Below are 25,488 nucleotides of genomic sequence, written 5' to 3' on the forward strand. Positions count from 1 at the left end.
TAGTCGGGGCGTTCCTGCACATGCTGCTGTCTGATCGGTGGAGATCCTGCCGACTGACTGATGAGATCCCTGCTTCTTGTATGAATGACTCGCCGTGCGGCGTCCTCAGGCGATGATGGCGTGGCTCCGCGCGTACGCCGCGGCGACGTCGAGCACAGCGAGCTACTCACGGATTCCCGACGCGGCCACCCCGGCGCTGGCGGCGCGTCTGCTCGGTCTTCGCGCCTCTCGTCCCTGCCTGACGGGGAGGGAGAGGTCTTGGACTCGCGTTCCGGCAGCATGCTGGGCGCCCTGTTCGGGTCGCCGGTGACGCTGTGCGTGCGCGTGTCGACCCAGGCTGCGGAGTGCGGGGTCCACCACTTGCGTACCCGCAATGGCGACCACGAGGTGGATCTCGTGGTCGAACGTGGCGACGTCCGTGTGCTCGCTGTGGAGGTGAGGCTGGCTTCGTCGATCGATGATCGGGACGTGAAGCATCTGCATCGGCTGGGTGCGGAGTTCGGTGCAGGTCTCCTCGACGGGATTGTCGTCACGACCGGGCCATTCGCCTGTCGGCGTCCGGATGGCATCGGTGTCGTCCCGCTTGCGCTGCTCGGCCCGTGACCCGGGGACTGTCGTGATGTCGGGCATCATGAATCGGGTCGCTCATGTCAGCTCACGTCGTTGGCCGGCCCTCACTGCACGTCGTTGCGTCGGCGGAGCTCGGGATGGACCCGTTGTCACACCACGAACTGCAGGGTCAGGCGTCGCCCTCGTGCGACAGGATCGCTGCGGGCACGCCTCCGGAGGCCGCATGACCGGGGAACCGTCTGCCAGGGTGCGTCGGCGGTGCGAGACCGATGCGGGTGAGGTGCTCGCGGCGTTCCAGTCCGACGCCGACATGGCGCGGCAAGGTGATGTCCTGACCCTCGCGGTAGCGGAGGCGTATGTCTCGGGCCCCTGGATCCCGACTCGGCACATGAGGCGTGGGTCGTCACCGACGGTGGCACGTTGGTCGGCCTCGTCTGTGTGACCGTCGATGAGGCCAACCGGAGCGGCTGGTTCTGGTACTGGATGACGGATACCGTGCGGGGACGTGGCCGGACCAGCTGTGCCGCGGCGACCCTGGCCGAGCGGGCATTGACTGGGCGTGGGTCGGAGCGCCTCGAGCTCGGACACCGCGTCAACAACCCCGCATCCGGCGCCGTCGCCAGGCGTGCGGGGTTCATCCAGGAGGGGACCGAGCGCGAGGAGTTCCTCGTCGACGGACACCGGATCGATGTCGACACCCACGGTCGGCTGCGTGCCGACCCGCCGCCGACCTTCGACCCCCTTCCGATGGACCCCGTGCCGCCGACCGTGCCGGGTCGGAACTGCGGGCGCGCGGAGCGTTGACGTCGAGCCGGACAGGGTGCCTCGATGAGCGTTGTCAGCGATCCCACGGGCTGATGGTGGCAGCCTCCGGGTACGTGACGGGCGACCACAGTGTGCGGCACACGGTGTTGCGCGTTCCTACTGGATCCTCCGTAGGATTGCGCCGTGACGACCCCTCATCGATGACTACCTCGCCGGTCTCGGCGAGGCGGACCGGGAGGCACTCGAGCGTTTGCGCTCCACGATCCTCGAGGTGATCCCTGGAGCCGTGCAGCGCCTCGCCTACAACCTGCCCGCCTTCAGGGTCGAAGGAAAGGTCCTGGCAGGATTCGCCGCCTACAAGGACCACCTCAGCTACTTCCCCCACTCGGGAACGGTGCTCGCCGGAGTCGAACCCCGCCTCCTCGATGGCCTCGACCACTCCTCGAAAGGGACCCTCCGGTTCAGGGCCGACACTTCGCTGGCCCCGGAACTGGAGGGGGCACTGATCAGGGCCAAGGCGCGGGAGGTCGACCTCGACCTGGACGCCCCGACGAGCTGACGTCCCGGTTCGCAAGGATGCCGATGGAGAGGGAGGCGCCGAACATGGCCTACCACGAGCCGCGACCCGGAAACCGAGCCGCGCCGGTCACAGGACCCCTCGTCGCGTGAGCGCCCGCGCCGACAGGACGAAGCACCTGCTCTCCATGCGGGGATGGGACAGGGCTGGACTCAGCGCCCTCTTCGAGCTCGCACATGCGTACGAGGCGGGTGTCGGTCCGCGTTTCGACGGTGTGGCGGCCATGTTCTTCCCACCGTCGAGCCTGCGTACTCGCGTCTCGTTCGAACGGGGCGCTGCCGAGATCGGACTCCAGCCGATCACCCTCCCGCCGGAGACCCTGGACAAGGATGAAGACCTTGCTGATGTTGCCGGATACCTCTCCCAGTGGGCTGATCTCGTCGTCGTCCGGCATCCGGAGATGGGCGTGTTGGAGCGACTGGCGGCGACGGGCGCCCTACCGGTCATCAACGCGATGACCAGCGTGAATCATCCCTGCGAGGTCCTGGCCGACCTCTACGCGCTCTCGCGCAATGCTGACATCACGCAGCTGCGTTACCTGTTCATCGGAGCGGATGGCAACATCGCCCGGGCGTGGTGGGAGGCGGCCCAGGTCTTCGGCGTCGACATCCGGCAGAGCTGCCCCTCTGGGCTCCGGGTCGCCGGAATGCCGTGGGAGGAGGATCCACGCCACGCGATCGCGACCGCTGATGTCGTGCTCACTGATGGTCCGGGGCACCATGGCGAACTCCTCGCCCCCTGTCGTGTGATCGCTGAACTGCTGGATCTTGCTCCATCCGGTGTTCGATTCGCTCCGTGCCCACCCTTTGTCCGAGGTCGTGAAGTCAGCGCGGACGCGATCACGCATGGGGCCTTCGTCGATATGAGTTCAAACGAGGACTGAAACCGGTGCAGCAGGCGGTGATGGCGCGGGCACTGTTGTCGTGAGAGGTTGGCCGGTGTCGGAACATGGTGGGATTCCGGTTCGACGTGTGGCGCACGGTCGCAGGTGCGATGGATGCGGACGCTGAGCCCTGGGCCGTCACATGACGAGGCTCCGACGAGTGACCGTCAGACCTTGCAGGGGTCGACGTCCCAGACGCGGACCCTCGACCGCGATCCGGACGCCCTTCTCCGAGGTACGGCTGTCACATCGATCGACGGCGCCAAAGGCGTGGACGAGACTGATACCGTAACTCGTCGAGCAAGACAGGCGTGGTCCCCGGACGACGCTGGCCAGCGGGGGCATCTCCGTCTGATCTCTCCTTGGACACCATCGCTCCGAACGGCTCCAACCTCTTCGACCAGTGGCAGCAGCTACCCCAATGATGGGACATCAGCGCAGGTCAGTGGGTGATCCTCCAACGACGTGCAGCCACCCTCGTTGAAAGCGTGTGTTGAGACCCGCGACCGGCGCACCACTCACCTGCCGACGCAACGACTGGCGTGCCGAGTATCGTGCGTGGAGGTCGAGGCGATCACGCTGCAGGAGGAGTGAGGGGTGTCGGTCCCGTATCAGCTGTCCCTCCGGATTCCGGAGCGTGCCGAGTTCGCCACGCGTCAGGCATGGCTGGCAGATCCCGACTTCATGTCCTACAACGCTGGCTGGAGCATTGACTTCCCGGGCTATGACGTCGGGACGGGTTGTGTTGACTGGCCCGAGTCGCAGTGGGACGCATTCGAGGAGCGTCTGCGTCGCCCACAGGACGAGCAGGGCTACCACTTCGTCATCGACCTCCTCACGGGAGCAACTCTGGGGCACGTCCACTACACGGTCGACGGCGGCACCGCGTCGATCGGCTTCAACGTCTTCACCTCACCTCGGGGACAGGGGTTGGGATCGGAGTTCCTGGAGCTCCTGCTCGAGCGAATCCGTGAGGTGACCGAGGCCACCGAGGTGGTCAACGATTTCGAGGACGAACGCGTGGCTGCGGTCAAGGTGCACAAGGCGGCAGGCTTTCGACCCGACCCGGATGTGAGCAACGAGTACGGGCACCCGACGAGGACGTGGCGACTGCCCCTGGTGGCGAGGCGTGAGGGCTGCGTGACGGCGCTGCACGTGGGCGCAGCTTGTTTGTCAGACATAGGTAGTACAATTGGTTCATGAAGACAGTCACCAAGCGCGAGCTCAACCAGCACACCGCGGCCGTGCTCGACCAGGTGGGAGATGACGAGGATGTCGTCGTGACCGAGCGTGGGAAGCCGCGGTGGCGTGTCAGCACTGTCCGGGAGCAGGACACCGTCCTGGCCCGACTCGAGCGTGAGGGACGCTATGCGCCGCCCTCGTCGACGCCCACGCCGTGGCCGAGCCACCCGGGCGGTCGGGCATATGCGGACGACGAGGTCGACGCGCTGCTCGACGAGATGCGCGGGGATCACTGACCCGTGGCCGAGAGCATCATCTATCTCGACTCCTCAGTGGCACTCCGCACGATCCTCGATGTGCCCGAGAGGAAGCGCCTGCAGTCGTGGATGCAGACTCCGGGGACGACACTCGTCTCCTCGCGCCTCCTGCGGACCGAGGTGATCCGGGTGCTGCGCCGTGACGGGCGGTCGCTCGAGGAGGGTGCACCACTTCTCGAACGTGTCGGCATGCTGGAGATCACCCGGGAGACGCATGCTGTCGCCGAGTCCATCGAGCGGCACATCAAGACCCTCGACGCTCTCCACCTGGCGACGGCGATCCTGGTCGGCATGCCGGTCACGCTCGCCACTCACGACGCCACGATGGCGACGGTTGCTGAACACCTGGGACTGACGGTCGTGGATCCGGTGGCAGACAGCACGATGATGTGAGGAGATGACGCGCTCGCGCGGGCGTGTGCTTGGCTGCGGGAGATCGGGAGTGCCGTCCCGAGGGACCGGGTGGGACAGGCACCACGGTGACCCCATGCGGACGTGAAGGTACGTGGTCAGTCGCTCAGGAGGTGACTCTCGCGGAGAGTTCCTCTGGGAGATCCGTGAGCTCTACCCCCGCGACGACGGATCGCTCGGTTGGACGGAGAGCTCCATTGCTCCGTCCGGTGGGTCCTTCGACGAGCTCATCCGCGACCTCGAACACATGCTGACCGACGCTGGACTGGAAATCCTGGATCTCGTCCCGGACCCGGCGCGTCTGGTCCACCTGTCCGAACTCCGACGAGACGGTGCGACGAGGAGTGTCGAGCCAGCCGGGTCACATGTGCCTGATGTGCACGACGACACGGGCACTGAGGACTGTGCGCGCCACTCGCGCTGGACGGCGCATCTGGATCGTCAGGTTCCCGGTGAGGTCGAGCGACTTCTCGGTACCGTCCCGGAGTGGTTCGGTCTGCCGGACTCGAATGCTGGGTACGTCGAGGCCGCGCGGACCAAGGAGACCTGGACCGTGCGTGACGCGAGTGGTGAGGTCGTCGGCGTCGCGCTGGTCGATCGCCACTTTCCCCACGTCGCGGAGATCCATCTCATCGCGGTCGATCGCGCGGCCCATGGCACGGGTGTGGGTACGGCCATGCTCGCAGCGATCGAGACCGACGCGATTGCCCGCGGAGTCCGTCTGCTGGAGGTGAAGACGCTCGGCGCCTCCCATCCGGACCCCGGTTACGCGCGCACCGGGCACTTCTACGAGAAGCGGGGATTCCTGCCCCTGGAGGAGACAAGTCTCTGGGGAGAGGACTCGCCGTGCCTGATCATGGTGAAGCCGCTCCTCGCTCGCTGAGGGCGGTCGGCTCCACTGCTGGTGCGGTGTGAGCAGAGGTCTGGTCCGGGAGGGGAGGGGACCATGAGTCGCGCGTCGGGGGAGTGCAGTCGTCGCGATCAGCCCCTCCGGCACCCCACCAGCACAGCCGCGCCGGCGACCGTCTGGCCGACCGACTAGTGTCGGCCACGATGAGTGATGACCAGCCCACATGGGTGCCCGCGCGTCCCCGGGGGCCCTCCCTGTGCGGTGGGGCCCGCCCGAGTCGCACCGACCTCGCCCGTTTCGCCACCGATGATCCGGATGCGATCGACGACGTCCTGCCGGCTCCCGGGATCCCGCTTCGACTGCTGATCGTGGGCATCAACCCCGGCCTGTGGACCGCCGCCGTCAACGCGCCCTTCGCCCGACCGGGCAACCGCTTCTGGCCCTCCCTGTTCCGGGCAGGCCTGACCGACGACCTCGTCGACGCCTCGGCGGGACTCAGCGACGAGGACGAGCAACAGCTCCTCAGGCGGGGGATCGGCCTGACCAACCTGGTCGGTCGGGCCACCGTGCGTGCTGACGAACTGAGCCGCGAGGAACTCCGGGCCGGTGGCCGGCGGCTGGTCGACCGGCTCCCGGAGCTCAGACCGAAGATGGTGGCCATCGCCGGGATCACCGCATTCCGGGCGGCCTTCCACCTGCCGAAGGCGAAGCTCGGCCGGCAGGAACCGGCGACGATCGCGGGCTGGCCCGACTCGGTCGGCCTGTGGGTCGTGCCCCAACCCAGCGGGCTCAACGCGCACGAGAACATCGACTCACTGGCAGCCCGGTGGCGCGAGGTGTGGAGCGCCTGCGAGGGCACCACCGCCTGAGGATGTCAGCGACCGACGCCGACCGCGGCAACGGTGCTGACCACCCACGTACCTCGGAGCCGGTCCCATCCGCCCCGCCGAAGCGCGGCTCCAGGCCCAGGAACCCCTCGTCCACGACCTCCTGAACCGTGACCTCCCCCAGCCCCCTCGAAACCGTTGCGCTCCGTGGTGACCGTCGACGACCTCGGCGGCGCGGGAGTGGCCCTCCTGCTCTGTGTCCTGGCGCTGGGCAGTGCGGCGATGGGAGGCAGTCCCAGGGCCGCGGTGCTCGGAGGGTTGCTGACGCTCGCGGCGGTGTTCCTGGTCGTGAGGGCACGCCGGGAGCGCTCGCGTGCCAGCGAAGTGGAAGGCAGCGGGGAGGGGTCCCCGTTGGTGCGGGTGGCACGGTACGAACAGCTGCGGGGCCTGGCCGTCGCCAACGGTCTGGCCTGGCAGTTGATCGCGGAACCCCGTCACGCGGGGTTCTGCTCATGCAACAGGGCTCCCGGACATTGTGAGTGACCAGCGGCGCGAGGGGCGCCAGCACCTTCGAGCTCGATCCCCTCACCGGAGGCGCCGCCGGGCAGGGTCCGCACCTCTACGCGCTGGTCACCGCAGCCCCCGGGGAGCCTCCTCCCGCGGTCCACGCACCCGGACGCCCTCGTGCGCTCACTACCCGTGCCTGCGCGGACCGACGTGGCCGGGAACCAGGCGGCCGCCCCCGTCGATGCGCCCGCGGATCCCGCCCAGGCCCGTACCGTCGTCCCGCTCCTGGTGCAGTGGATCGACGCCGTTGCCCAGCGAGGCATGCTCCGTTGACCTGGCCGACCCCGCCCGGTGCCGCCGGTACCGCCTTCGCGCCGCTCAACGCAGTCCCGTCCCCGCAGCGACTGCGCGCTCTGGCCGAGGACCTGCGGGTCTCCCATCCTGCCGTGCACGCTGCCCTGACGTTGGATGCCCCGAGGAGGGTGAGCAGCGCGGTCGTCCTCGACGACCTCCCCCGGAACAGGAACCCGACCACGACGGGCATCGTCTGCACGGTGGTGGGTGCCGGGTTCATCTGGGTGGGGATCGTGAGCGGCGGACCCAGCCCCGTGGCCTGGCTGCTGGGAGTGGTGTTCCTGCTGATCGGGCTCACCTTCATCGGGATGCTCGTGTTCGGTCCCCTCCAGGTCCGCACGCACAACCAGGGTGCGAGGGCGGGCGAGCTGGCCGGGTTCGCCCTCGTCGACGAGGTGTCAGGGTTCGCCACGGCCAACGGGTGGGTCTTCGAGGTCTCCCGGACGCCGCCACGTCCGAGTGCCGCCCAGCTGGTGCCCGGCACCACCCTGTACTGGTGCGTGCAGGGGCCGGGGAACGGAGGACCGGGCCCGGCCTTCTCGCTCGGCGGGTCGACCTCCTCCACCGTCGACCGGTCCGACCTCACCGGTGCGAGCGGTGGCCGTCGTGCGATCGTGATGAGCAGCACCCGTCGCTCCTTCCTCATGGTCCACCTGCCCGAACTCTCGGGCCGGGTCCTCCTGGACCCCCCGGACAACAACTGGAGAGTGGGGCGCAGCAAGCTCACCGCGCCCGCGCCCGGACACCCAGGGGTTCGCGCCACCTGCCGCAGGTTGAGAGTGGTGTCGCGGTTGAGGTGGCGGGTTCTGTCGGGTCCTGGGGTCGGGACGGCGGGTTCTGTCGGGTTCTGGGGTTGAGGTGGCGGATCCTGGCCCGATCTGGGCCGGGGTGGGCCGTGGTGTCGACCGTGGATGTGGGCTGGTGTGTTGAGCGACGATGTCAGTGGTGGGGGACAGTGGTTCCGGGTCGAGATGGGTTCTGAGATCGTCACCCAGTGCAGGAGGGGTGCATCAGTGAGTCGTTGCTCGCCACTGCGTGCAGTCGCACGCTGGTGTTGCGGCACAGGCGGGGCATGGCAGTGCATGGAGGCTCAGCCGGGGCACAGCACCAGTGCATGGAGGTACAGTCGGCGCACGATGTGACCCATTCGTTCGCCGCCCCCACCCCACGCGGATGCCGGTCATCGCAGCGGGTGCTGTCCATCCCGCTGCGCCCCGGCAGAGCGCACCCCGGCAGGGCGGTCCCCAGAGTCGCCTCCTCCGGGCCTCAAGCCCGGGTCTCGCGCAAGGGCCGCGCACGATGGGTCCGGTCAGGTAGCTCGTCCGACCAATGGCAGTAGCTCACGCAGCGAGGTGATGACCAGCGGGTGCAGGCCGTGAAGCTCCGGAACTGGTACTCCCTGTTCCACGAGCAGCGCGGACGCCAGCCCGCTCGCCTGTGCCGCATGCACGTCGATGACACGGTCCCCCACGGCCAGCACGTCCTGGGCGGACAACCCGTGGCGCTCCATCAGGACCAGGTACATCTGCGGATCCGGTTTGCGTGCCCACCCGTCGGAGGTGCACACGAGGTCGTCCACCTCCACGTGCAGGGCCGCCAGCAGCGCCTCGGCGCTGGTCCGGTCGCGGTGGGTGGCGACGAGGTTCAACCCTCCGACGTCGTGCACGGCGCCCATCAGCTCCCGTGCGCCGTCCATCAGGGGCGCGGGCGTGGTGCGCCAGCGCCGCTTGAGGTCCGAGTACGCCCGGTGGAACAGCACGGGGTCGACCCCGTAGCGGGTGGAGAGGATGTCGATGGCGTGCGCGATGGAGCGGGTCCGCAGCTCGCGGACCTCGGCGAGGTGCGCGGAATCGCTGCCCCCGGGCCACACGACACCGGCCAGGGCGCGGTCGACCTCCGGATAGGTGTCCACGAGGGTGCCGCCCATGTCCCAGATCACGTTGTGCACGCGGTCAGTCTCGCAGACCGGGCACGCCACGCGTGGGCCCGATGGCCCTACTCCCCGTCCGGGACCTCCGGCGTGGCCCGGTGCCTCGCAGAGCGCCGCAGGGCGAACGCGCCCAGCGTCGCCGAGAGTGTCGAGCCCAGGAGCACCGCTGCCTTCGCGTCCGTCGTGTGGACGCCATCTGTGAAGGACAGGCCGGCGATGAGCAACGACACCGTGAACCCGATGCCGGTCAGCAACCCGACTGGGACCAGGTCGCGCAACCCGACGTCGCCCGGGAGCCTGAGCGGAGTGAGACCTGTGACCAGCGCGGTGGTGCCCATCACGCCGATGAGCTTCCCGAGCACCAGGGCGCCGACCACCGCCACGAACACCGGCTCGCGCAGGACGGACGTCAGATCGCCCCCGTCCGACAGTGAGACCCCGGCCGCGAAGAAGGCGAACACCGGCAGGACGATCCCGGTCGAGACCGGCTCGAGTGCCACGCGGACGCGTCCGGCCCGTGACCGCACCTCCCCCTGGATGGCCACCGCCGGGACGAAGATGCCCATGAGGACCCCGGCAATGGTCGCGTGGACGCCCGAGGCGTGCATGAACCCCCAGGCCGCCACCGCGACGGGGAGCAGGGCCCAGATCCGCATGCGGCGCATCCGCACCAGCACCGCGAACAGCCCGACGCATCCCAGTGCGGCCGCCAGGGCCGCCCAGTCCAGACCGGCGGTGTAGAACACCGCGATGACGGTGATCGCCAGGAGGTCATCGAACACGGCCAGGGTCAGCAGGAACGTGCGCAGCCCCCGGGGAAGGCCCCGTCCGAACAGCGCCAGCACGGCCAGGGCGAAGGCGATGTCCGTGGCCGTGGGGATCGCCCACCCGTCGAGGGCCTCGCGTGCGCCCAGGAGGGTCACCAGCAGGGAGTAGAACAGGGCGGGGGTGAGCATGCCACCCACGGCGGCGAGGACCGGCACCGCCGCACGGCGGATGTCGCGCAGGGAGCCGACGACGAACTCCTGCTTGAGCTCCAGGCCCACCACGAAGAAGAAGATGGCCAGCAGGCCGTCGGAGGCTCAGGTCGCCAGGGGGAGGTCGAGGCCGAGGGAGGTGGGCCCGAGGACGGTCTCGGAGATCGTCGAGTAGCTGGCCCGCCAGGGCGAGTTCGCCCAGAGCAGGGCGAGGACCGCAGAGATCAGCAGCAGTGCGCCGCCGGTCGTCTCGCGGGCGAGCCATGCGCGCAGGCGCATACCCATCGGCCAGCTGGTCACGGTCACGGTGGGTGCCTTCGTCATGGTCCTCCTGGTTCGTCCTGTCGACCGCGCGCCGACGGGATCGCCGACCAGACTTCCCGGCACACCTGCGAGAACCCTACATCTCCTCCGGCACGGTCCCGGAGCACGGAGCACGGAGCACGGGGCATGGGGCACGGAGCCCGGTGCACGGTCCCGGCTCCTGCCACCTGCCGCCAAACCGGTGTGGCGGGGCGCGCCGCGGCACTCCACGCCCCAGACTGCGAGTCGGACAGCTCTGCCCTCCAGTCGCACCACCTGACCCACTGGCAACGGGGTCCGCCACGGGCAGGTGGTGGGCACAGGCCCCAGCGCTCGTGGAGGTCTCCAATGGGTGGGCTCCGGGCACTCCCGCAGTGAGCGGGGGAGTGGCACACCGTGGAGCGGAGGAACGTGGAATGGGTGACAGGACCGAGCTGCTCGCTGCATACGACGCGCAGTTGCGCACCGTCTCCGAGATGATCGGGGCGACCGGGGTCGCCAGGCTGGGACCGCTGTGGATGGGCACCTTCCCCGGGGGACGGGGTTTCATCTCCTACGGGGACCTCGGCGGCGCCGACCCGTGCGGGATCCGCGACCTCGTCGCCGGTGCTCTCGACCACTTCCGCGAGGACCCCGCCATCACCGAGGTCGAGTGGAAGACCCGTTCCCACGACGTCGCCGTCGGGCTCGCTCTGGCGCTGCGCGAGGAGGGCTTCGACGAGGGCGACCCCGAGTCCGTCATGATCGGAGAGGCAGTCGACTTGGTGGTGGACGTCGACCTGCCGGAGGGCGTCTCCCTGAGGCGGGTGACCACCGGAGCTGACATCCGTGCCGCTGCGGATGTCCTCGAGGTCGTGTTCGGCGACGAGGGCTGGGGGGAGATGGTGCCCCAGTTGACCGAACGGATCACGGGCGGGGACCCCGACGTGGAGCTGTGGGTGGCCGAGGTCGGAGGCGACATCATCGGCGCCGGGCGCCTCGAATGCGTCCCGGACACACAGTTCATGGGCATCTGGGGAGGTGGGATGCTCCCGCAGTGGCGGGGGCGTGGCATCTACCGGGCACTGACGGCCCGGCGGGCGCGCTCGGCACTGGCGCGGGACAGGCGGTGGATCCACTCCGACTCCACATCGATGTCACGGCCCATCCTGGAACGGTCGGGCATGGTGCGCGTCACCGGCACGACGCCGTGGACGTGGCGACGGGACGGCGGTGCGGATCACTGACCCCGGTGACGCAGGACGGAGCGGACGCCTGTCGGAGGTGGTCGGTCGGTGGTCGGCGGGCGATGGACGGCCGGCGGGCGACCGATCCCGTGTGTCACCGGTCCCGGCGCACCCGGTCCCCTGCCCCGTCCACGAGGTGGAGCAGTGCGTGGTGCTGGGCGCGCGGGTCCAGGCAGACCTCGTGGCCGAGGCCGGGCGTGAGCTCGACCTCGACGTGCGCACGCGAGGTGGCGAGCAGGTCCCGGAACCGCTGTGACGCCTCGGGCGGGACGTGGGTGTCTGCGGCGCCCTGGATGAAGAGGATGTCCAGGTCCCTGTCGAAGGCGCTGACGTGCCTCATCGGGTCGAGGTGCTGTTCCAGCCAGGCGGAGGAGGCCGTCGGCTCGCCCTGGTCGATGACTCCGCGGTCCCCGTCCAGTGCGTGCATGCCCGGCCGTGTCCAGTCCGGGGTCGAGGCGACCGCCGCAACGCGGCCGATCCTCGTGTCGATGCCAGCGAGGGCAACTGCCATGTCGCCACCCATGGAGAGTCCCCCCGCGGCCACCGGGAGGTCTTCGCGTCCCTCGAGCACCCAGTCGACGGTGCGCATGGCGTCGAGGGTGGTCCGGCCGAGGATCTGCCACATCTCTGCGCGGAACGCGGCGAAGGTCCGGGTGAACAGGTCGTCGGTATTCCCGTTGACGGTCTCCTCCCCAGGACCTGCGCCTCTGCTGCCGCTCTCCGGGGCGCGCCGACCGTGACGCAGTGGGTCGATGCTCAGCGCCGCCCAGCCCGCAGTGGCGAGGCGCAGGAGGAAGGGACGCATGTCCTCCGCGCTGGACCCGAAGGGCGCCAACCAGAGTGCGATGCCCCTCGCGGGTCCGTCCGGTTCGATGCTGATGGCGGGAATGCCATCGATGAGGGCAAAGCCGGATGCGTGCCTGCGGGAACGTCCATGCCACCACCGTAGGGCCCCAGTCCTCGTGCGTGCCTCGCAGGCGCGGACCGGGGACACCGGTGCGGTGAGCGGCGCCCGGATGCCTCGGGGGCGCTGCGGTTCGGTGCAGCCACAGCAACCGTCCAACCCGGTGCGGCCCCCGCACCCGGTGTCCACCGGGCCGGGCATTCCTGGATCCTGCATGGCGGTGCCCGCCCACATGGCGGCGCCGGTCAGTCGATGACCCCGGACCTTTCGAACTCCCGCGTGAACGCCAGTCGGACCGGATCGTTGAACGCCACGAACTCCACCAGTTCGATGTCGGGCCATCCGTGCGTCTGGCCCACCGCTGCGTGGGGGTCCGTCTCCCCGCCTGATCCGCGCGTGGGGCCCGAGGGCCCTGCCACCAGGGCGCGCCTGGCCGCACTTGCGGACTCCTCCGGCGTCCAACCGTAGACACCGGCTCCGATGGCCGGGAAGGCGACCGACCGGGCGCCGATCCGCACCGCCACCTCCAGGGAGGTGCGGTAGCAACTCAGGAGCACCTCCGGGTCGTCCTGACCGGCGTGACGGTTGGGACCCACGGTGTGGATCACCCATTGCGCCGGGAGATCGAACCCCGGCGTCGCCACTGCCCCGCCCGGGGGGAGTCCGTCGGGCAGGGTCGTGGACCTGAGGTGTCGGCAGGCGGCCAAGAGGTCGGGGCCGGCTGCGCGATGGATCGCCCCGTCCACGCCACCCCCGCCCAACAGCGAGGAGTTCGCCGCGTTGACGATGGCATCCACGTGGAGGGTCGTGATGTCTCCACTCACCACTTCGATCCGCATGACACCGATCGTAGGGCGATCGCCCGTGTCCTGGCACCCGGCCCTCGCTCGCACTTCGGCTCCCGTTCCCGCTCCCACGAGCGTGGTCATCCCGCGCCGAAAGGGAAGGTGTGCCTTACCTTTGGTGGACGGCAGTACCGACCCAGGAGACCCCATGACCACCACGACTTCGCCCGAGCCGTCACCCACCGGAGCGCGCGCCGCCAAGCGTGTCCCGAAGGGCGCCACCGTGGTCGCCGTCGAGGAGGTCGCCGAGGACATGGTCCGCCTCCGGGCGCGGGTCGACGACCCGTCCCAGATCCCCGACCTCACCTTCACCGACCACTACGTGAAGGTGCTGCTGACACCGCCCGGTGCCGGGTACCGCTGGCCCTTCGACCCGGAGGAGGTCCGCCGGTCCCGCCCTCGTGCGCAGTGGCCCCTCACGCGCACCTACACGGTGCGCACCTACGACGCGGACAGGGGGGTCATGACCCTGGACCTGTTGGTGCACGAGGGTGGGGGCGCCGCCCAGCCCTGGATCCGGTCACTGCGGGCGGGCGAGGTCTTCGGGTTCCTCGGTCCCGGCGGGAAGTGGCGGCCCGGTCCTGCGCTGTCGCACCACCTCCTCGTGGGGGACGCCTCGGCCCTGCCCGCCATCGCGGCGTCGATGGAGGTCCTGGGCGCAGGATCCCGTGCCGAGGTCTTCGTCGAGGTCGCGGGTCCGGGCTCCCGGGTCGGCCTCCCCGACCTCGCCGGTGCGGAGGTGACATGGGTGCACACCGGTGATGCGCTCCCCGGATCCCGGCTGGTGCGGACCGTCATCGACGCCCACCCCGACCTGGGCGACACGGACGTGTTCCTCCACGGCAATGCCGAGATGGTGCGTGACCTGCGCCGTCACCTCGTGGGGGAGCGAGGTCTGGACCGCGCGATGCTGTCCGCGTCCGGCTACTGGCGACACGGCTGCACCGACGAGGAGTGGCGCGCGCAGAAGCGGGACTTCGACGCGGAGTTCCGCGAGGCGGCTGCGGCGGGTGCCGGTGGCCCGGCGGGTGCGTGAGCCCGCTCGGACCTCACGTCCGCGGGTCCGGCGACCGGGTCAGGCCATCGGGTCCACGTGGATGACGAGCACCATCGAGTGCTCCTCACCGGGTTCGAGGGTGATCGCGTCGTCGCCGATGTTGGCTGCCTCGACGCACACGAAGTCCTGCCACTCCGGGTCCCCGAGGTCGGGGAGGGCCGCGGCCCTGTCGACCCACGGGTTCCACACGACGGTGTCCGCCGACCCGTCCTTGTCGATCGTGATGTCGCGACGACGGCGCGGGTCGTGGAGCACGACGGTGGAGTCGGACCGGTAGACCCGGTCGGTCTCCCGGACGAAGGCCACCTCCCCGACCTGGCTGCGCCAGAGGTCCCCACCGCGGACCTTGTCCTGGTAGTCGGCCCCCTCGAGGCCGTCGAGGGTCACGTCCTTGACGTCGCCGACGGCGAAGTAGGTGTGCAGCGCCTCCTCGAAGTCATAGGTGTGGTCCCCGGTGTTGGTGACGGTGAGGCTGACCACGAGGTCCTCGGTGATGGCCACCCTCAACAGCGCGCGCAGGCAGTGGGGGAAGGTACCGGGATCCCCGGCGGGGTCGTGCTCCAGGAGGAAGGTGGCCTGTGGTTCGTGTCCGGAGCCGACCCCCAGGGGAGTCCACTCGGTGGTTCGTGCGAACCCGTGCGAGGGGGCCAGGTCACCGGTGCGGCCCCGACCGAACCAGGGCAGGCACACGGGGATCCCGCCGCGCACGGGTGCGGAACCGTCGAGGACCGCGGAGGACGACCTCCACAGGACCGGCGACTCCCCGGTCGGTGCCCACTCCAGGACCTGCGCACCGAACGGGATCACCGTCGCGGTCCCACCCGGGCCGTCGAGCAGCACCTGGTCTTCGAGGATCGTCATGCGTCAAGGCTAGACGCACGGGCTCCCATCAGGGTGTGGATTCCCTGTGACCCAATGCGGGCAGGCGCGCGCGTGGCAGGCGCCGGGTGTCTCGTTGACCACGGCATGGCCCACGATTTCCCTGGAGGCACTCGGGTGCCGTATCGTCGATGAACGGTATTCTGACCGCGTCGTCGGGAATCCGGTGAGCCGGAGCCGGGCCTGACGCCCCCCTCCGGAACGCCGGTTCCAGGCGGTGAAACCGAACGCCCGCAGAACCGGACGGCCCCTGTGGGCCGCGCGTGACCGGGGGTTCCCTCCGAAAGTAAGATCCCGATGTACCGATACCTGCTCCGGCGCCTGTTGAACTACGTCGTCCTGCTCTTCATCGCGGTGACGATCGCATACTTCCTGGCCGGTTCGTCCATGGAGCCGAAGGCCACCTTCGACTGGACGAACCCGAACCTCAACAAGGCCGCCGTCATCGCCCAGCTCACCGACTACAACCTCAACACCGATGTGCCGCTCCTGGAGCGCTACAAGATCTGGTTCACGGGTGTCTTCACCAGCTGGGACTGGGGGATGACGCCCAAGGGTGAGGCCGTCAACACGATCCTGGCGACACGCATCTGGGTGTCGGTCCGGCTGATCTCGATCGCCTCCTTCGTCGGCATCCTCGGCGGCGTGGCACTGGGTGCCTGGACGGCGACCCGTCAGTACAAGGCGTCGGACCGTGTCGTCTCGATCGTCTCCCTGATCATCATCTCGACCCCGACCATCGTGATCGCGACGGTCCTGCAGATCCTGGCCACGCGGTTCAACCAGGGCACCGGCCTGAACTGGTTCGAGTTCATCGGGGAGACCGGACGCATGGGGACCTACCCCGGTGCAGAGCTGGTGGACAGGCTCCAGCACCTGCTGTTGCCCACCATCTCCATGTCCCTGGGCGGTATCGCCACCTACTCGCGCTACCAGCGCAACCTCATGCTCGACACCCTCGGCGCGGACTACGTGCGCACGGCGCGCGCCAAGGGTCTGACCAAGGGGAAGGCCATGCGGCGTCACGCACTGCGCACGGCACTGGTGCCGATGGCCACCTACTTCGCCTTCGTCATCGCCGGGCTCTTCACGGGTGCCGCCATCACCGAGCAGGTCTACAGCTGGCACGGCATGGGCATCTACTCCGTCACGTCCATCACCGGGCAGGACATCAACGGCACGGTCGCTGTGGTCGCATTCTCCGCGGCCTGCACCTTCTTCGGGTTGATGCTCTCCGACGTATTCACCGTCGCGGTCGACCCGCGCGTGCGTGTGAGCTGAGAGGGAGGACCACATCATGGCGGACACCCACACACCCAGTACCGGCGTCAATGTCGCCGCAACTGACCCAATGGCACCCCACGACCCGGCCGTCGCGCCCCAGCGACTCAACCGGCGCCAACTCGTCTCACGCAGGTTCCTGCGCAACCGCTCCGCCGTGGTCGGCCTTGTCGGTTTCGTCCTGGTCGTCCTCTTCGCGCTCTTCGGCAACGTGATCGGCAAGTGGGACTACACGCAGGTCGACTCCCACGCCTTCCTGCAGGCACCCTCGGCCGAACACTGGTTCGGGACCTCCCAGAACGGGCGCGACATCTACGCCATGACGGTGGAGGGCCTGCGCAAGTCCCTGGTCATCGGGCTGGCGGTCGCGGCCATCCAGACGGTGGTCGCCGCACTGGTCGGCTCGGCGGCCGCCTACTTCGGCAAGGTCGTCGACAAGGCGATCCTGTGGGTCATCGACCTCATGCTGGTGATCCCCTCCTTCCTGCTCATCGCCATCATCACCCAGCGTTTCAGCGGGTCCAGGGGATCCACAGCGATGTTCATCTTCCTGCTGTCGGCCTTCGGATGGATGCTGACGGCGCGCGTGATCCGCTCCATGACGCTGTCGGTGATCAGCCTCGACTACGTGCGGGCCGCGAAGTACATGTCGGTGCCCTCGTGGACGATCATCGTGCGGCACATCATCCCCAACGTCTCCTCCTACCTGATCATCGACGCGACGCTCGGCGTGGTCGCCGCGGTCATGTCGGAGACCGTGTTGTCCTACTTCGGTTTCGGTGTGCAGTCCCCGGAGACCTCATTGGGCACCCTGCTGGCCGCCGGCCAGACGATGGCGACGTCATTCCCCTGGGCCTTCCTGGCTCCCGCCACGGTCCTGACCCTCATGCTGGTCTTCATCAACTTCATGGGTGACGGACTGCGCGACGCGCTGGATCCCTCATCGAACTCAGGAGGCCGGGCATGAACCACCTCCCCATGACCAACCCCGGCGGCCCCGCCCTCGTGCGCCACACGGCCGCCAGGCCCGCGTCGACCACAGGAGGCGACCGGTGAGCACCGATCCCACGACCACTGCATCCACCACTCCCGCCCCGTCACGGGGGCGCCACCAGCGTGACGACTCGGACCTGCCCACCCGCACACCCGGTGTGCCGGTCCTGGAGGTCGAGGACCTCCACGTCACCTTCCCGTCCGAGGACGGCGACGTGCATGCGGTGCGAGGCGTCTCCTTCACACTCGGTGCAGGTGAGGTGCTCGGAATCGTCGGCGAGTCGGGGTCGGGCAAGTCCGTGACCTCCATGTCGGTGATGGGACTGCTGGACGACTCCGCGAAGGTGGAGGGATCCGTCAAGCTCCACGGGGTCGAACTGCTGGGGCGCTCCGACGGCTACATGTCCCGGATCCGTGGCCGCAAGGTGGCCATGGTGTTCCAGGACCCACTGTCCGCCCTGACGCCCGTCTACACGATCGGTGACCAGCTGGTGGAGGCCCTGCGCGTCCACACCAGGTACTCCGACCAGGAGGCGAGTTCGCGCGCGATCGAGCTGCTGCGCAAGGTCGGCATCCCCAATCCGGAGGTCCGTTTCAAGTCCTTCCCGCACGAGTTCTCCGGTGGCATGCGCCAACGCGCAATGATCGCGATGGCCATCGCCAACGACCCGGACCTCATCATCTGTGACGAGCCGACGACCGCCCTGGACGTCACCATCCAGGCCCAGATCCTGGAGCTGCTCAAGACCGCCCAGGAGGAGACGGGCGCTGCCGTCATCATGATCACCCACGACCTCGGTGTCGTGGCCGGGCTGGCCGACAAGGTCGCGGTCATGTACGCAGGGCGCGTGGTGGAGCGCGGCAGCGTGGAGGACATCTTCTACGGCTCCCGCATGCCCTACACCATCGGTCTGCTCGGTGCGCTCCCCCGACCCGACCAGACCTCCGAGGACGCCCTCGCCACCCTGGAGGGCAACCCGCCCTCCATGCTGGCCCTCCCCACCGGCTGCCCCTTCGCCCCGCGCTGTCCGATGGCGGTGGACGCCTGCCGGGCTGCCGAGCCCGCCCTGGTGCCCACCGACTCCTACCACGACACGAGTGAGAACCCCACCGAGGTCACCGACGTGGAGGAACCCCACTTCGCCGCATGTGTGCGATCCGGGGACATCGCGCGCGAACACCTGAGTTTCGCGGACATGTACCCGATCCCCGCCCACATCGACCGGATGGTGGGGCGCAGGAACCGCGAGGACCGCGAGGTCGTCCTCTCCGTCGAGGACCTCGTGAAGACGTTCCCCCTGACCAAGGGCGCGGTGTTCAAGCGCCGCGTGGGCACCGTCCACGCCGTCGACGGCATCTCCTTCGAGATCCGGGCCGGGGAGACCATGGGGCTCGTGGGCGAGTCCGGATCGGGCAAGACCACCACCCTGCTGGAGATCCTCGAGCTCAAGGCCCCCGAGAACGGTCGCGTTGTCGTCCTGGGCAGGGACACCGGTTCCATGAGCCGACGCGACCGGGTGGAGACCCGTCGTGACCTGCAGGTCGTCTTCCAGGACCCGATGGCCTCCCTGGACCCGCGCATGCCGATCTTCGACATCATCGCCGAGCCCCTCAAGTACAACGGCTACTCGAGGAAGCAGGTCGACGAGCGCGTGCGTGAGCTCATCGAGCTGGTCGGTCTGGAGGCGGCCCACCTCAACCGCTACCCCCGCCACTTCTCCGGTGGCCAGCGCCAGCGCGTCGGCATCGCCCGCGCCCTGGCCCTGGAGCCCAAGCTGCTGGTGCTCGACGAACCGGTCTCCGCGCTGGACGTCTCGATCCAGGCAGGCGTCATCAACCTGCTCGATGAACTCAAGACGAAGCTGGGACTGTCCTACCTGTTCGTGGCCCACGACCTGTCCGTCATCCGCCACATCGCGGACCGGGTGGCGGTCATGTACTTGGGCAAGTTGGTCGAGATCGGTGACGTGGAGGAGGTCTTCGACCACCCCAGCCACCCCTACACCCAGGCACTGCTCTCCGCGATCCCCATCCCGGATCCGGCCAAGGAGCGTGCGCGCAGGCGCATCCTGCTGCAGGGTGACCTCCCGTCCCCGGCGAACCCGCCCTCGGGGTGCCGCTTCCGCACGCGCTGCCCGAAGTTCCTCACCCTGAGTCCGGCGGAGCAGCAGAAGTGCATCGACGAGGACCCGGAGCTGAAGGTGCGCTCCGACCGGGCCGCCAACCTGGTGGCCTGTCACTATGCCGAGTCACTGCACGTCTTCTGAGCTTCTCGGACGGGAGGAGCGCTCCCCGGTGACCCACGTCACGGTTCGGTGGCGGCTTGTTGCGATTCGGTCGCGAAGAGTCGGCGGTACCGGATCGGGTGGCGATCCGGGCGACCGCTTGACCTATCCTTGAACAACGGGTCCGCCTGAGGCCATCGGCCGAGGCACGGATCCACCGAACCAATCCCATGGAGGTATCACAATGCGGCACACTTCTCGTGCCCTTGCAGCCGTCGGCGCCGTTGCGGCGCTGGCGCTCACCGGCTGTGCCGGCGGATCCAGCCAGTCCGGGCAGTCCGGTCAGTCGGGTTCCGCATCGGAACTGGCACTGTCCGATCTCAACATCCAGCCGCGCGATGCCCTGCAGCAGGGAGGCGACCTGCGGCTGACGATCACGTCGATGCCGACCAACTGGAACTACCTCCAGCAGGAGGGCACCTCGGTCGACCTGAACCGCATCAACGGCTTCATCGAGCCTGCGAACCTGATCTACAACGCGGACGGCACCTACGAGCCGAACCCCGAGTACATCGAGAAGATCGATGCGCAGGATCCCGCTGATGGCAAGGGCCAGGTCATCACGCTGACTCTCAACCCCGACTCCAAGTGGAACTCCGGGCGCGCGATCGACTGGGAGGACTACCAGTCGAACTGGAAGGCCTGCAACGGCGAGGACGCAGACTTCTACTGCGGTTCCACCGACGGCTGGAACCAGATCTCCTCGATCGAGAAGGGTGACGAGGACAACCAGGTGGTCATCACCTTCAAGTCCTCCTACCCCGACTGGTCGAGTGTCGTCTCCGGCGTCTTCCCCAAGGAGGCCATGGCGGATGCCAAGACCTTCAACGAGGGCTGGAAGGACTACAACAACGACTGGGGTGCAGGCCCCTACGTCATCGACTCCGTCGACACGGCCCAGCAGGTCGTGAAGCTGGTCCCGAACCCCGACTGGTGGGGCGACAAGGCGATGCTGGACACCGTGAGCTTCCGCGCCATGGATGCGGCTGCTGCGGCTTCCGCCTTCGCGAACTCCGAGGTCGATGAGCTCAACGGCATCATCAACGGCGACCAGTACCAGCAGGCCAGCACCCGTTCCGACGCCGAGATCCGTCGCGCCGGCGGTCTGCAGTGGCGTCACTTCACGGTGAACTCCGAGTCCGGTGTTCTCCAGGACGTCAAGGTCCGTCAGGCCATCAACAAGGGCATCGACCGCGAGTCCATCGCCAACTCCGACCTGGCCGGGATCCCCGACCTGGTCCCCTCCGAGCTGATGATGGGCAACCACTTCTTCATGCCCGGCCAGGACGGCTACCAGGACAACTCCGGCGACTACGCCTACAACCCCGAGACGGCCGGTTCCGACCTGGACGCCCTGGGCTGGACGCTCAACGAGACCTCCGGGTACCGCGAGAAGGACGGCAAGACGCTGGAGTTCGACTACGCCATGATGCCTGACGTCCCCACCTCCAAGAACGAGGGTGAGCTGCTCCAGGCGCAGATGAAGGAGATCGGCGTCAAGGTCAACATCAACAATGTCGACTCCGATGCCTTCTTCTCCGACACCGTCCCGGGCGGCAAGTTCGGCGTGACCACGTTCACCTGGCAGGGCACGCCCTACCCGATGGCGAACGTCGGCCAGATCTACGGCTGCGACAACTCCCTGGCCCAGAACGGTGGCATGAACTACTCCCGCTACTGCGACGAGACCGTCAAGGAGCTCATCCCCCAGATCGACACCGAGCCCGACCACGACAAGCGCGTCGAGCTGGTCAACCAGGCCGACAAGGCCATCTGGGACGCCGTCATGACGATCCCGATCTACCGTCGCCTCGAAATGACCGCTGTCCCGTCGAACCTCGCCAACTACGGCGCCTTCGGCATGCAGACGGTCCGCGCGGAGGACATCGGCTTCACCAAGTGAGCCACGTCCTCTGATGCGATCTCGCATCAGGAGGGGCCCCGGGAAGTTCGCTCCCCGGGGCCCCACTTGTCGCCTCCGCCTGCCCGCCTTGATCCCGCGAGGCACGCCTCGTCCGACCCGCGAGGCACGCCTCGGTTGACCTGCGAGGCACGCCTCGGTTGGCCCGCGAGGCACGCCTCGTCCGTGTCCGCATGCCCGTCCCCGGTCGCGTGCCCCCACATCCCCCGGAGCGCAGGTCAGCGGATGCCAGAGTGTCTGCGGCGGAGCAGCCGGAGGGTTCTCGGTCGGCGCTGCACCTGTCCTCCGCACCATCCCCGCGGTGCTCAGGAGAAGGACAACACCGTGAGCGCGAACAAAGCGGCCACGACGAGCGCCGGCAGTGGAGTCCACTTCACCTGGACGTCCTGGGGAAACCCGGCGTCCAGGCGATCAGGGATCGGGGACTCCTCCAGCCGCTGAGTGACCTTCTCCTGTTGCGCGGTGGACAGACGAGGGCGCCGCTCGGGATGCAGGGCGAGCTCGCGTTCCTCCAGGAGCATGCGCGCGGCACCCTCCGGCACGGTGTCGACCTCGTGGTGGACGGTGCGGGTGTCGTCGAGGTCGGGCAGGGAGAGTCCCGCACGGCGCTTCCTGCCGGCGGCGAAGCCACCGCGTTCGGGTGGTGTGGCACTGACGTAGGTGTGCCCGTCGGCCACCAGACGCAGACCGAGCCGGGTGTGCGCGTCCTGCAGGTGCGTCCAGGGGATCCAGACCTCGCGGAAGTGGTTGCGGACCAGCACCCCACCCGGACCGGTGGTCAGGCGGGGCCACCACCACAGCCATGCGCACAGCAGCACGACGGCCAGGGGGAGGGGGAGGCCGACGAGGGCGGGACGCCACCCCTCCTGGACGAGGACGACGATCTCGAGCAGCCCTGCGAGGGCGGCCACGACGAGGGTGCCGATGCGGCCCAGGCGGGAGCGGAACGTGATGGTGCGTCGCATCGGGTCATTCTAGGTGCCCGACCGTGACGTGTCTGATGTCGCACGGCCCCCACTGTCTGCCCCGGCGCTGAGCGGATACGCTTGTCCCCTGAATGTGTGCGCGTCCCGCCCACGGCCCGACGCCGCCGCCCGCCGCCTCCCGGTGGCTGCCCCAGTGGCCACCAGCCGGGGGCCGGGCCCCACCCGATCCCGAGGAGTCCTTCATGTCGGTGCGCCCAGATCTGCGCAATGTTGCCATCGTCGCCCATGTCGACCACGGCAAGACGACGCTGGTGGACGCGATGCTGTGGCAGTCCGGTGTCTTCTCCGACCGTGACACGGTGGAGAAGACCGGCGAGCGCATCATGGACTCCGGTGACCTGGAGCGCGAGAAGGGCATCACGATCCTCGCCAAGAACACCGCGGTCCACTACCGCGGCCCCTCCGCCCAGAAGCTGGGCCTGGAGGGTGGCGTCGTCATCAACGTCGTCGACACCCCCGGGCACGCTGACTTCGGTGGCGAGGTGGAGCGCGGCCTGTCCATGGTCGACGGCGTGGTCCTGATGGTCGACGCCTCCGAGGGGCCCCTGCCCCAGACCCGTTTCGTGCTCCGCAAGGCGCTGCAGGCCAAGCTGCCCGTCGTGGTCGTCGTCAACAAGGTCGACCGCCCCGACTCCCGCATCGAGGAGGTCGTCTCCGAGACCACCGACCTGCTGCTCTCCTTGGGCGAGGACCTCATGAACGAGGGCGTCGAGACCGACGTCGACTCGCTCCTCGACGTCCCGATCATCTACGCCTCCGCGAAGGCCGGGAAGTCCTCCCTGACGAACCCCGGCAACGGGAACCTCCCCACCGAGGACCTGGAGCCGCTCTTCGAGACGATCCTCAAGCGGATCCCCGGACCCTCCTACGAGGAGGGCGCGCCGCTGCAGGCGCACGTCACGAACCTCGACGCCTCCCCGTTCCTCGGACGCCTCGCGCTGCTGCGGATCCACAACGGGACGCTCCGCAAGGGTGAGAACGTGGGCCTGGCCCGCCATGACGGCACGATCAAGCCCGTGCGCGTCACCGAGCTGCTGCGCACCGAGGGCCTGGAGCGTGTCCCCACCGACTCGGCTGACCCGGGCGACATCGTCGCAGCGGCCGGCATCGAGGACATCACCATCGGTGAGTCCCTGGTGGACCTCGACGACCCGCGTCCCCTGCCCCTCATCACCGTGGACGACCCGGCGATCTCCCTGACCATCGGCATCAACACCTCGCCCATGGCGGGTCGCGTCAAGGGCGCGAAGGTCACGGCCCGCCAGGTCAAGGACCGCCTCGACCGCGAACTGATCGGCAACGTCTCCATCCGTGTGCTGGCCACCGAGCGTCCCGACGCCTGGGAGGTCCAGGGCCGCGGCGAGCTGGCACTGGCCATCCTCGTCGAGCAGATGCGCCGCGAGGGCTTCGAGCTGACCGTCGGCAAGCCGCAGGTGGTCACCAGGGAGATCGATGGCAAGACCTACGAGCCGATGGAGCGCATGACCATCGACATCCCCGAGGAGCACCTCGGCGCGATCACGCAGCTCATGGCCCAGCGCAAGGGCCGCATGGAGTCCATGGCGAACCACGGATCGGGTTGGATCCGCCTGGAGTTCATCGTGCCCGCCCGCGGACTCATCGGGTTCCGCACCCGATTCCTCACCGAGACGCGCGGCACGGGTATCGCCTCCTCCATCGCCGAGGGCTACGAGCCGTGGTTGGGCACGATCGAGCAGCGCCTCACCGGCTCGCTGGTCTCCGACCGCGCCGGTCAGGCCACCCCCTACGCGATGATCAACCTGCAGGAGCGTGGCACGTTCATCGTCGAGCCCGGCTCGGAGGTCTACGAGGGCCAGGTCGTCGGCGAGAACCCGCGCGGCGAGGACATGGACGTCAACATCACGCGCGAGAAGAAGCAGACGAACACCCGCTCGGCCACGGCCGACGTGTACGAGTCGCTCACGCCCTCACGCAGGCTGACCCTCGAGGAGTCCCTCGAGTTCGCCGCCAATGACGAGTGCGTCGAGGTGACGCCCGAGTCCGTGCGCGTGCGCAAGGTGACCCTGGACTCCCAGGAACGCTTCAAGATCGCCGCGCGCGAGCGCCGCATGCAGCGCTGACACCGCCCTTCAGGCCCGCCTCCCGCCGAGGTCCGCTCAGTTCTCGGCGTGAGGTCCGCTCAGTTCCGTCATCGAAGTCCGCTCCCGTCCCGGTTCAGTTCATGTGAGCCGTGGACGAGGGCGGACTTCGTCTGCAGGACAGAGCGGACTTCGAGTGCACAACGGAGCGGACCTCGAGGTCCGAACAGAGCGGACTTCGAGGGTGGAACAGAGCGGACTTCGCGGGAGAGGGGTCAGTGGACGGGCGGTGGGACCCTCTTTCCGGTGACCATGGTCGAGGCCTCGACACGGATGTCGCCGCGCCGGGTGCGCACCGTGACGTGATCGGCGGCGACCTCCAGCAGATCGCCCAGGGCGTCGTGGAGCCCGTCGGCCAGCCGGTAGCGCACGACCACGCGGGTGCCCGGCTCCCAGGAGAGCCAGGGGAGTGGTGGCAGTGTCCGGGGGAGATGGGCGTCCCCGTCCGCTGGCGCGCCGAGGTTCCCGGAGTCACCCGGGTCCACCGAGGTCCCGGTCGCCTCCGCACCCCCAACCCCACCGGACCCCGCAGCGTCCG

24 protein-coding genes and 1 pseudogene are annotated in these 25,488 nt (G+C 68.8%); 18 read left to right on the forward strand and 7 right to left on the reverse strand.

Going from position 1 to position 25,488, the window contains the following annotated elements:
- Positions 1-258 precede the first annotated feature (258 nt).
- The 11 genes from TA90_RS09600 to TA90_RS09650 all read left to right on the forward strand — a co-directional run bounded on the left by TA90_RS09600 (position 259) and on the right by TA90_RS09650 (position 8,100).
- Positions 259-603 carry an ATP-binding protein gene (locus tag TA90_RS09600; protein WP_052450727.1) on the forward strand — a complete coding sequence of 115 codons (345 nt, stop codon included), beginning with the start codon at positions 259-261 and terminating at the stop codon, positions 601-603.
- A 405-nt stretch (positions 604-1,008) separates the two neighbouring features.
- On the forward strand, positions 1,009-1,374 hold the full coding sequence (locus tag TA90_RS15635; RefSeq protein WP_231550716.1) for a GNAT family N-acetyltransferase: 366 nt from the start codon (positions 1,009-1,011) through the stop codon (positions 1,372-1,374).
- A gap of 157 nt (positions 1,375-1,531) precedes the next feature.
- Positions 1,532-1,894 (forward strand): iron chaperone, encoded by a 363-nt coding sequence (locus TA90_RS09610; protein ID WP_082031612.1) that lies wholly within the window; start codon positions 1,532-1,534, stop codon positions 1,892-1,894.
- 106 nt (positions 1,895-2,000) lie between these two features.
- Positions 2,001-2,795 (forward strand): ornithine carbamoyltransferase, encoded by a 795-nt coding sequence (locus tag TA90_RS09615; RefSeq protein WP_197067879.1) that lies wholly within the window; start codon positions 2,001-2,003, stop codon positions 2,793-2,795.
- 597 nt (positions 2,796-3,392) lie between these two features.
- The gene (locus tag TA90_RS09620) at positions 3,393-3,998 is read left to right on the forward strand and encodes a GNAT family N-acetyltransferase (RefSeq protein WP_043535984.1); all 606 of its coding nucleotides are present in this window, start codon (positions 3,393-3,395) and stop codon (positions 3,996-3,998) included.
- Positions 3,995-4,273: a type II toxin-antitoxin system Phd/YefM family antitoxin gene (locus TA90_RS09625; RefSeq protein ID WP_043535985.1), complete on the forward strand. Its 279-nt coding sequence runs from the start codon at positions 3,995-3,997 to the stop codon at positions 4,271-4,273. Before TA90_RS09620 ends, TA90_RS09625 begins: the two co-directional genes overlap by 4 nt.
- Positions 4,274-4,276: 3 nt before the next feature.
- Positions 4,277-4,687, forward strand: a complete 411-nt coding sequence (locus tag TA90_RS09630) for a type II toxin-antitoxin system VapC family toxin (RefSeq protein ID WP_043535986.1) — start codon at positions 4,277-4,279, stop codon at positions 4,685-4,687.
- A 112-nt stretch (positions 4,688-4,799) separates the two neighbouring features.
- Positions 4,800-5,588 (forward strand): GNAT family N-acetyltransferase, encoded by a 789-nt coding sequence (locus tag TA90_RS09635; RefSeq protein ID WP_197067880.1) that lies wholly within the window; start codon positions 4,800-4,802, stop codon positions 5,586-5,588.
- Between the two features lie 170 nt (positions 5,589-5,758).
- A complete protein-coding gene (locus TA90_RS09640; protein ID WP_052450731.1) occupies positions 5,759-6,424 on the forward strand; it encodes a mismatch-specific DNA-glycosylase in 666 nt (221 codons plus the stop codon).
- Between the two features lie 168 nt (positions 6,425-6,592).
- Entirely contained in the window at positions 6,593-6,925 is a 333-nt protein-coding gene (locus tag TA90_RS09645; RefSeq protein WP_187120126.1) for a hypothetical protein, read from the forward strand.
- 446 nt (positions 6,926-7,371) lie between these two features.
- Entirely contained in the window at positions 7,372-8,100 is a 729-nt protein-coding gene (locus TA90_RS09650) for a hypothetical protein (protein WP_043535991.1), read from the forward strand.
- A gap of 452 nt (positions 8,101-8,552) precedes the next feature.
- Here the strand turns inward: TA90_RS09650 and TA90_RS09655 are convergent, their stop codons facing one another.
- Complete coding sequence (locus tag TA90_RS09655) at positions 8,553-9,191, reverse strand: HAD-IA family hydrolase (protein ID WP_197067881.1); 639 nt, start codon at positions 9,189-9,191, stop codon at positions 8,553-8,555.
- 47 nt (positions 9,192-9,238) lie between these two features.
- Positions 9,239-10,900, reverse strand: a pseudogene (gene nhaA / locus TA90_RS09660) (Na+/H+ antiporter NhaA).
- Between nhaA and TA90_RS09665 the strand changes: the two are divergent.
- A complete protein-coding gene (locus tag TA90_RS09665; RefSeq protein ID WP_043535992.1) occupies positions 10,870-11,679 on the forward strand; it encodes a GNAT family N-acetyltransferase in 810 nt (269 codons plus the stop codon). The pseudogene nhaA and the gene TA90_RS09665 overlap by 31 nt on opposite strands.
- Positions 11,680-11,773: 94 nt before the next feature.
- Here the strand turns inward: TA90_RS09665 and TA90_RS15190 are convergent, their stop codons facing one another.
- Together TA90_RS15190 and TA90_RS09675 are read right to left on the reverse strand one after the other, a co-directional pair.
- A complete protein-coding gene (locus tag TA90_RS15190) occupies positions 11,774-12,484 on the reverse strand; it encodes an alpha/beta hydrolase family protein (protein ID WP_043535994.1) in 711 nt (236 codons plus the stop codon).
- Between the two features lie 344 nt (positions 12,485-12,828).
- Complete coding sequence (locus TA90_RS09675) at positions 12,829-13,422, reverse strand: O-acetyl-ADP-ribose deacetylase (RefSeq protein ID WP_043535995.1); 594 nt, start codon at positions 13,420-13,422, stop codon at positions 12,829-12,831.
- A gap of 154 nt (positions 13,423-13,576) precedes the next feature.
- Here TA90_RS09675 and TA90_RS09680 point away from each other — a divergent pair, with 154 nt between their 5' ends.
- Positions 13,577-14,464, forward strand: a complete 888-nt coding sequence (locus tag TA90_RS09680) for a siderophore-interacting protein (RefSeq protein ID WP_052450729.1) — start codon at positions 13,577-13,579, stop codon at positions 14,462-14,464.
- Between the two features lie 39 nt (positions 14,465-14,503).
- Here TA90_RS09680 and TA90_RS09685 read toward each other — a convergent pair whose 3' ends face one another.
- Positions 14,504-15,346 carry a D-hexose-6-phosphate mutarotase gene (locus tag TA90_RS09685; RefSeq protein ID WP_052450730.1) on the reverse strand — a complete coding sequence of 281 codons (843 nt, stop codon included), beginning with the start codon at positions 15,344-15,346 and terminating at the stop codon, positions 14,504-14,506.
- A gap of 315 nt (positions 15,347-15,661) precedes the next feature.
- On the opposite strand from TA90_RS09685, the gene TA90_RS09690 reads away from it, so the two are divergent.
- The 4 genes from TA90_RS09690 (at position 15,662) to TA90_RS09705 (ending at position 21,826) form a co-directional block, all read left to right on the forward strand.
- A complete protein-coding gene (locus TA90_RS09690; RefSeq protein WP_043535997.1) occupies positions 15,662-16,645 on the forward strand; it encodes an ABC transporter permease in 984 nt (327 codons plus the stop codon).
- Positions 16,646-16,715: 70 nt separating this feature from the next.
- The gene (locus tag TA90_RS09695) at positions 16,716-17,612 is read left to right on the forward strand and encodes an ABC transporter permease (protein WP_230297983.1); all 897 of its coding nucleotides are present in this window, start codon (positions 16,716-16,718) and stop codon (positions 17,610-17,612) included.
- 85 nt (positions 17,613-17,697) lie between these two features.
- Complete coding sequence (locus tag TA90_RS09700; RefSeq protein WP_082031614.1) at positions 17,698-19,905, forward strand: ABC transporter ATP-binding protein; 2,208 nt, start codon at positions 17,698-17,700, stop codon at positions 19,903-19,905.
- A gap of 202 nt (positions 19,906-20,107) precedes the next feature.
- Positions 20,108-21,826, forward strand: a complete 1,719-nt coding sequence (locus TA90_RS09705; protein WP_043536000.1) for an ABC transporter family substrate-binding protein — start codon at positions 20,108-20,110, stop codon at positions 21,824-21,826.
- Positions 21,827-22,149: 323 nt separating this feature from the next.
- Here TA90_RS09705 and TA90_RS09710 read toward each other — a convergent pair whose 3' ends face one another.
- Positions 22,150-22,809 (reverse strand): PH domain-containing protein, encoded by a 660-nt coding sequence (locus tag TA90_RS09710; RefSeq protein WP_043536002.1) that lies wholly within the window; start codon positions 22,807-22,809, stop codon positions 22,150-22,152.
- A 203-nt stretch (positions 22,810-23,012) separates the two neighbouring features.
- On the opposite strand from TA90_RS09710, the gene typA reads away from it, so the two are divergent.
- Positions 23,013-24,932 (forward strand): translational GTPase TypA, encoded by a 1,920-nt coding sequence (gene typA, locus TA90_RS09715; protein ID WP_043536004.1) that lies wholly within the window; start codon positions 23,013-23,015, stop codon positions 24,930-24,932.
- A 233-nt stretch (positions 24,933-25,165) separates the two neighbouring features.
- Here typA and TA90_RS09720 read toward each other — a convergent pair whose 3' ends face one another.
- Positions 25,166-25,435 (reverse strand): putative acetyltransferase, encoded by a 270-nt coding sequence (locus TA90_RS09720; protein WP_231550717.1) that lies wholly within the window; start codon positions 25,433-25,435, stop codon positions 25,166-25,168.
- Positions 25,436-25,488 lie beyond the last annotated feature (53 nt).

Source organism: Actinomyces polynesiensis (assembly GCF_000820725.1).
Classification (GTDB): Bacteria; Actinomycetota; Actinomycetes; order Actinomycetales; family Actinomycetaceae; genus Pauljensenia; species Pauljensenia polynesiensis.

Coding starts and splice junctions, on each gene's coding strand:
- TA90_RS09665 (WP_043535992.1), top strand. CDS start 10,870: ATGGGTGACAGGACCGAGCTGCTCGCTGCATACGACGCGCAGTTGCGC.
- TA90_RS15190 (WP_043535994.1), bottom strand. CDS start 12,484: ATGCGTCCCTTCCTCCTGCGCCTCGCCACTGCGGGCTGGGCGGCGCTG.
- TA90_RS09625 (WP_043535985.1), top strand. CDS start 3,995: ATGAAGACAGTCACCAAGCGCGAGCTCAACCAGCACACCGCGGCCGTG.
- typA (WP_043536004.1), top strand. CDS start 23,013: ATGTCGGTGCGCCCAGATCTGCGCAATGTTGCCATCGTCGCCCATGTC.
- TA90_RS09705 (WP_043536000.1), top strand. CDS start 20,108: ATGCGGCACACTTCTCGTGCCCTTGCAGCCGTCGGCGCCGTTGCGGCG.
- TA90_RS09680 (WP_052450729.1), top strand. CDS start 13,577: ATGACCACCACGACTTCGCCCGAGCCGTCACCCACCGGAGCGCGCGCC.
- TA90_RS09685 (WP_052450730.1), bottom strand. CDS start 15,346: ATGACGATCCTCGAAGACCAGGTGCTGCTCGACGGCCCGGGTGGGACC.
- TA90_RS09710 (WP_043536002.1), bottom strand. CDS start 22,809: ATGCGACGCACCATCACGTTCCGCTCCCGCCTGGGCCGCATCGGCACC.
- TA90_RS09675 (WP_043535995.1), bottom strand. CDS start 13,422: ATGCGGATCGAAGTGGTGAGTGGAGACATCACGACCCTCCACGTGGAT.
- TA90_RS09690 (WP_043535997.1), top strand. CDS start 15,662: ATGTACCGATACCTGCTCCGGCGCCTGTTGAACTACGTCGTCCTGCTC.
- TA90_RS09695 (WP_230297983.1), top strand. CDS start 16,716: ATGGCACCCCACGACCCGGCCGTCGCGCCCCAGCGACTCAACCGGCGC.
- TA90_RS09640 (WP_052450731.1), top strand. CDS start 5,759: ATGAGTGATGACCAGCCCACATGGGTGCCCGCGCGTCCCCGGGGGCCC.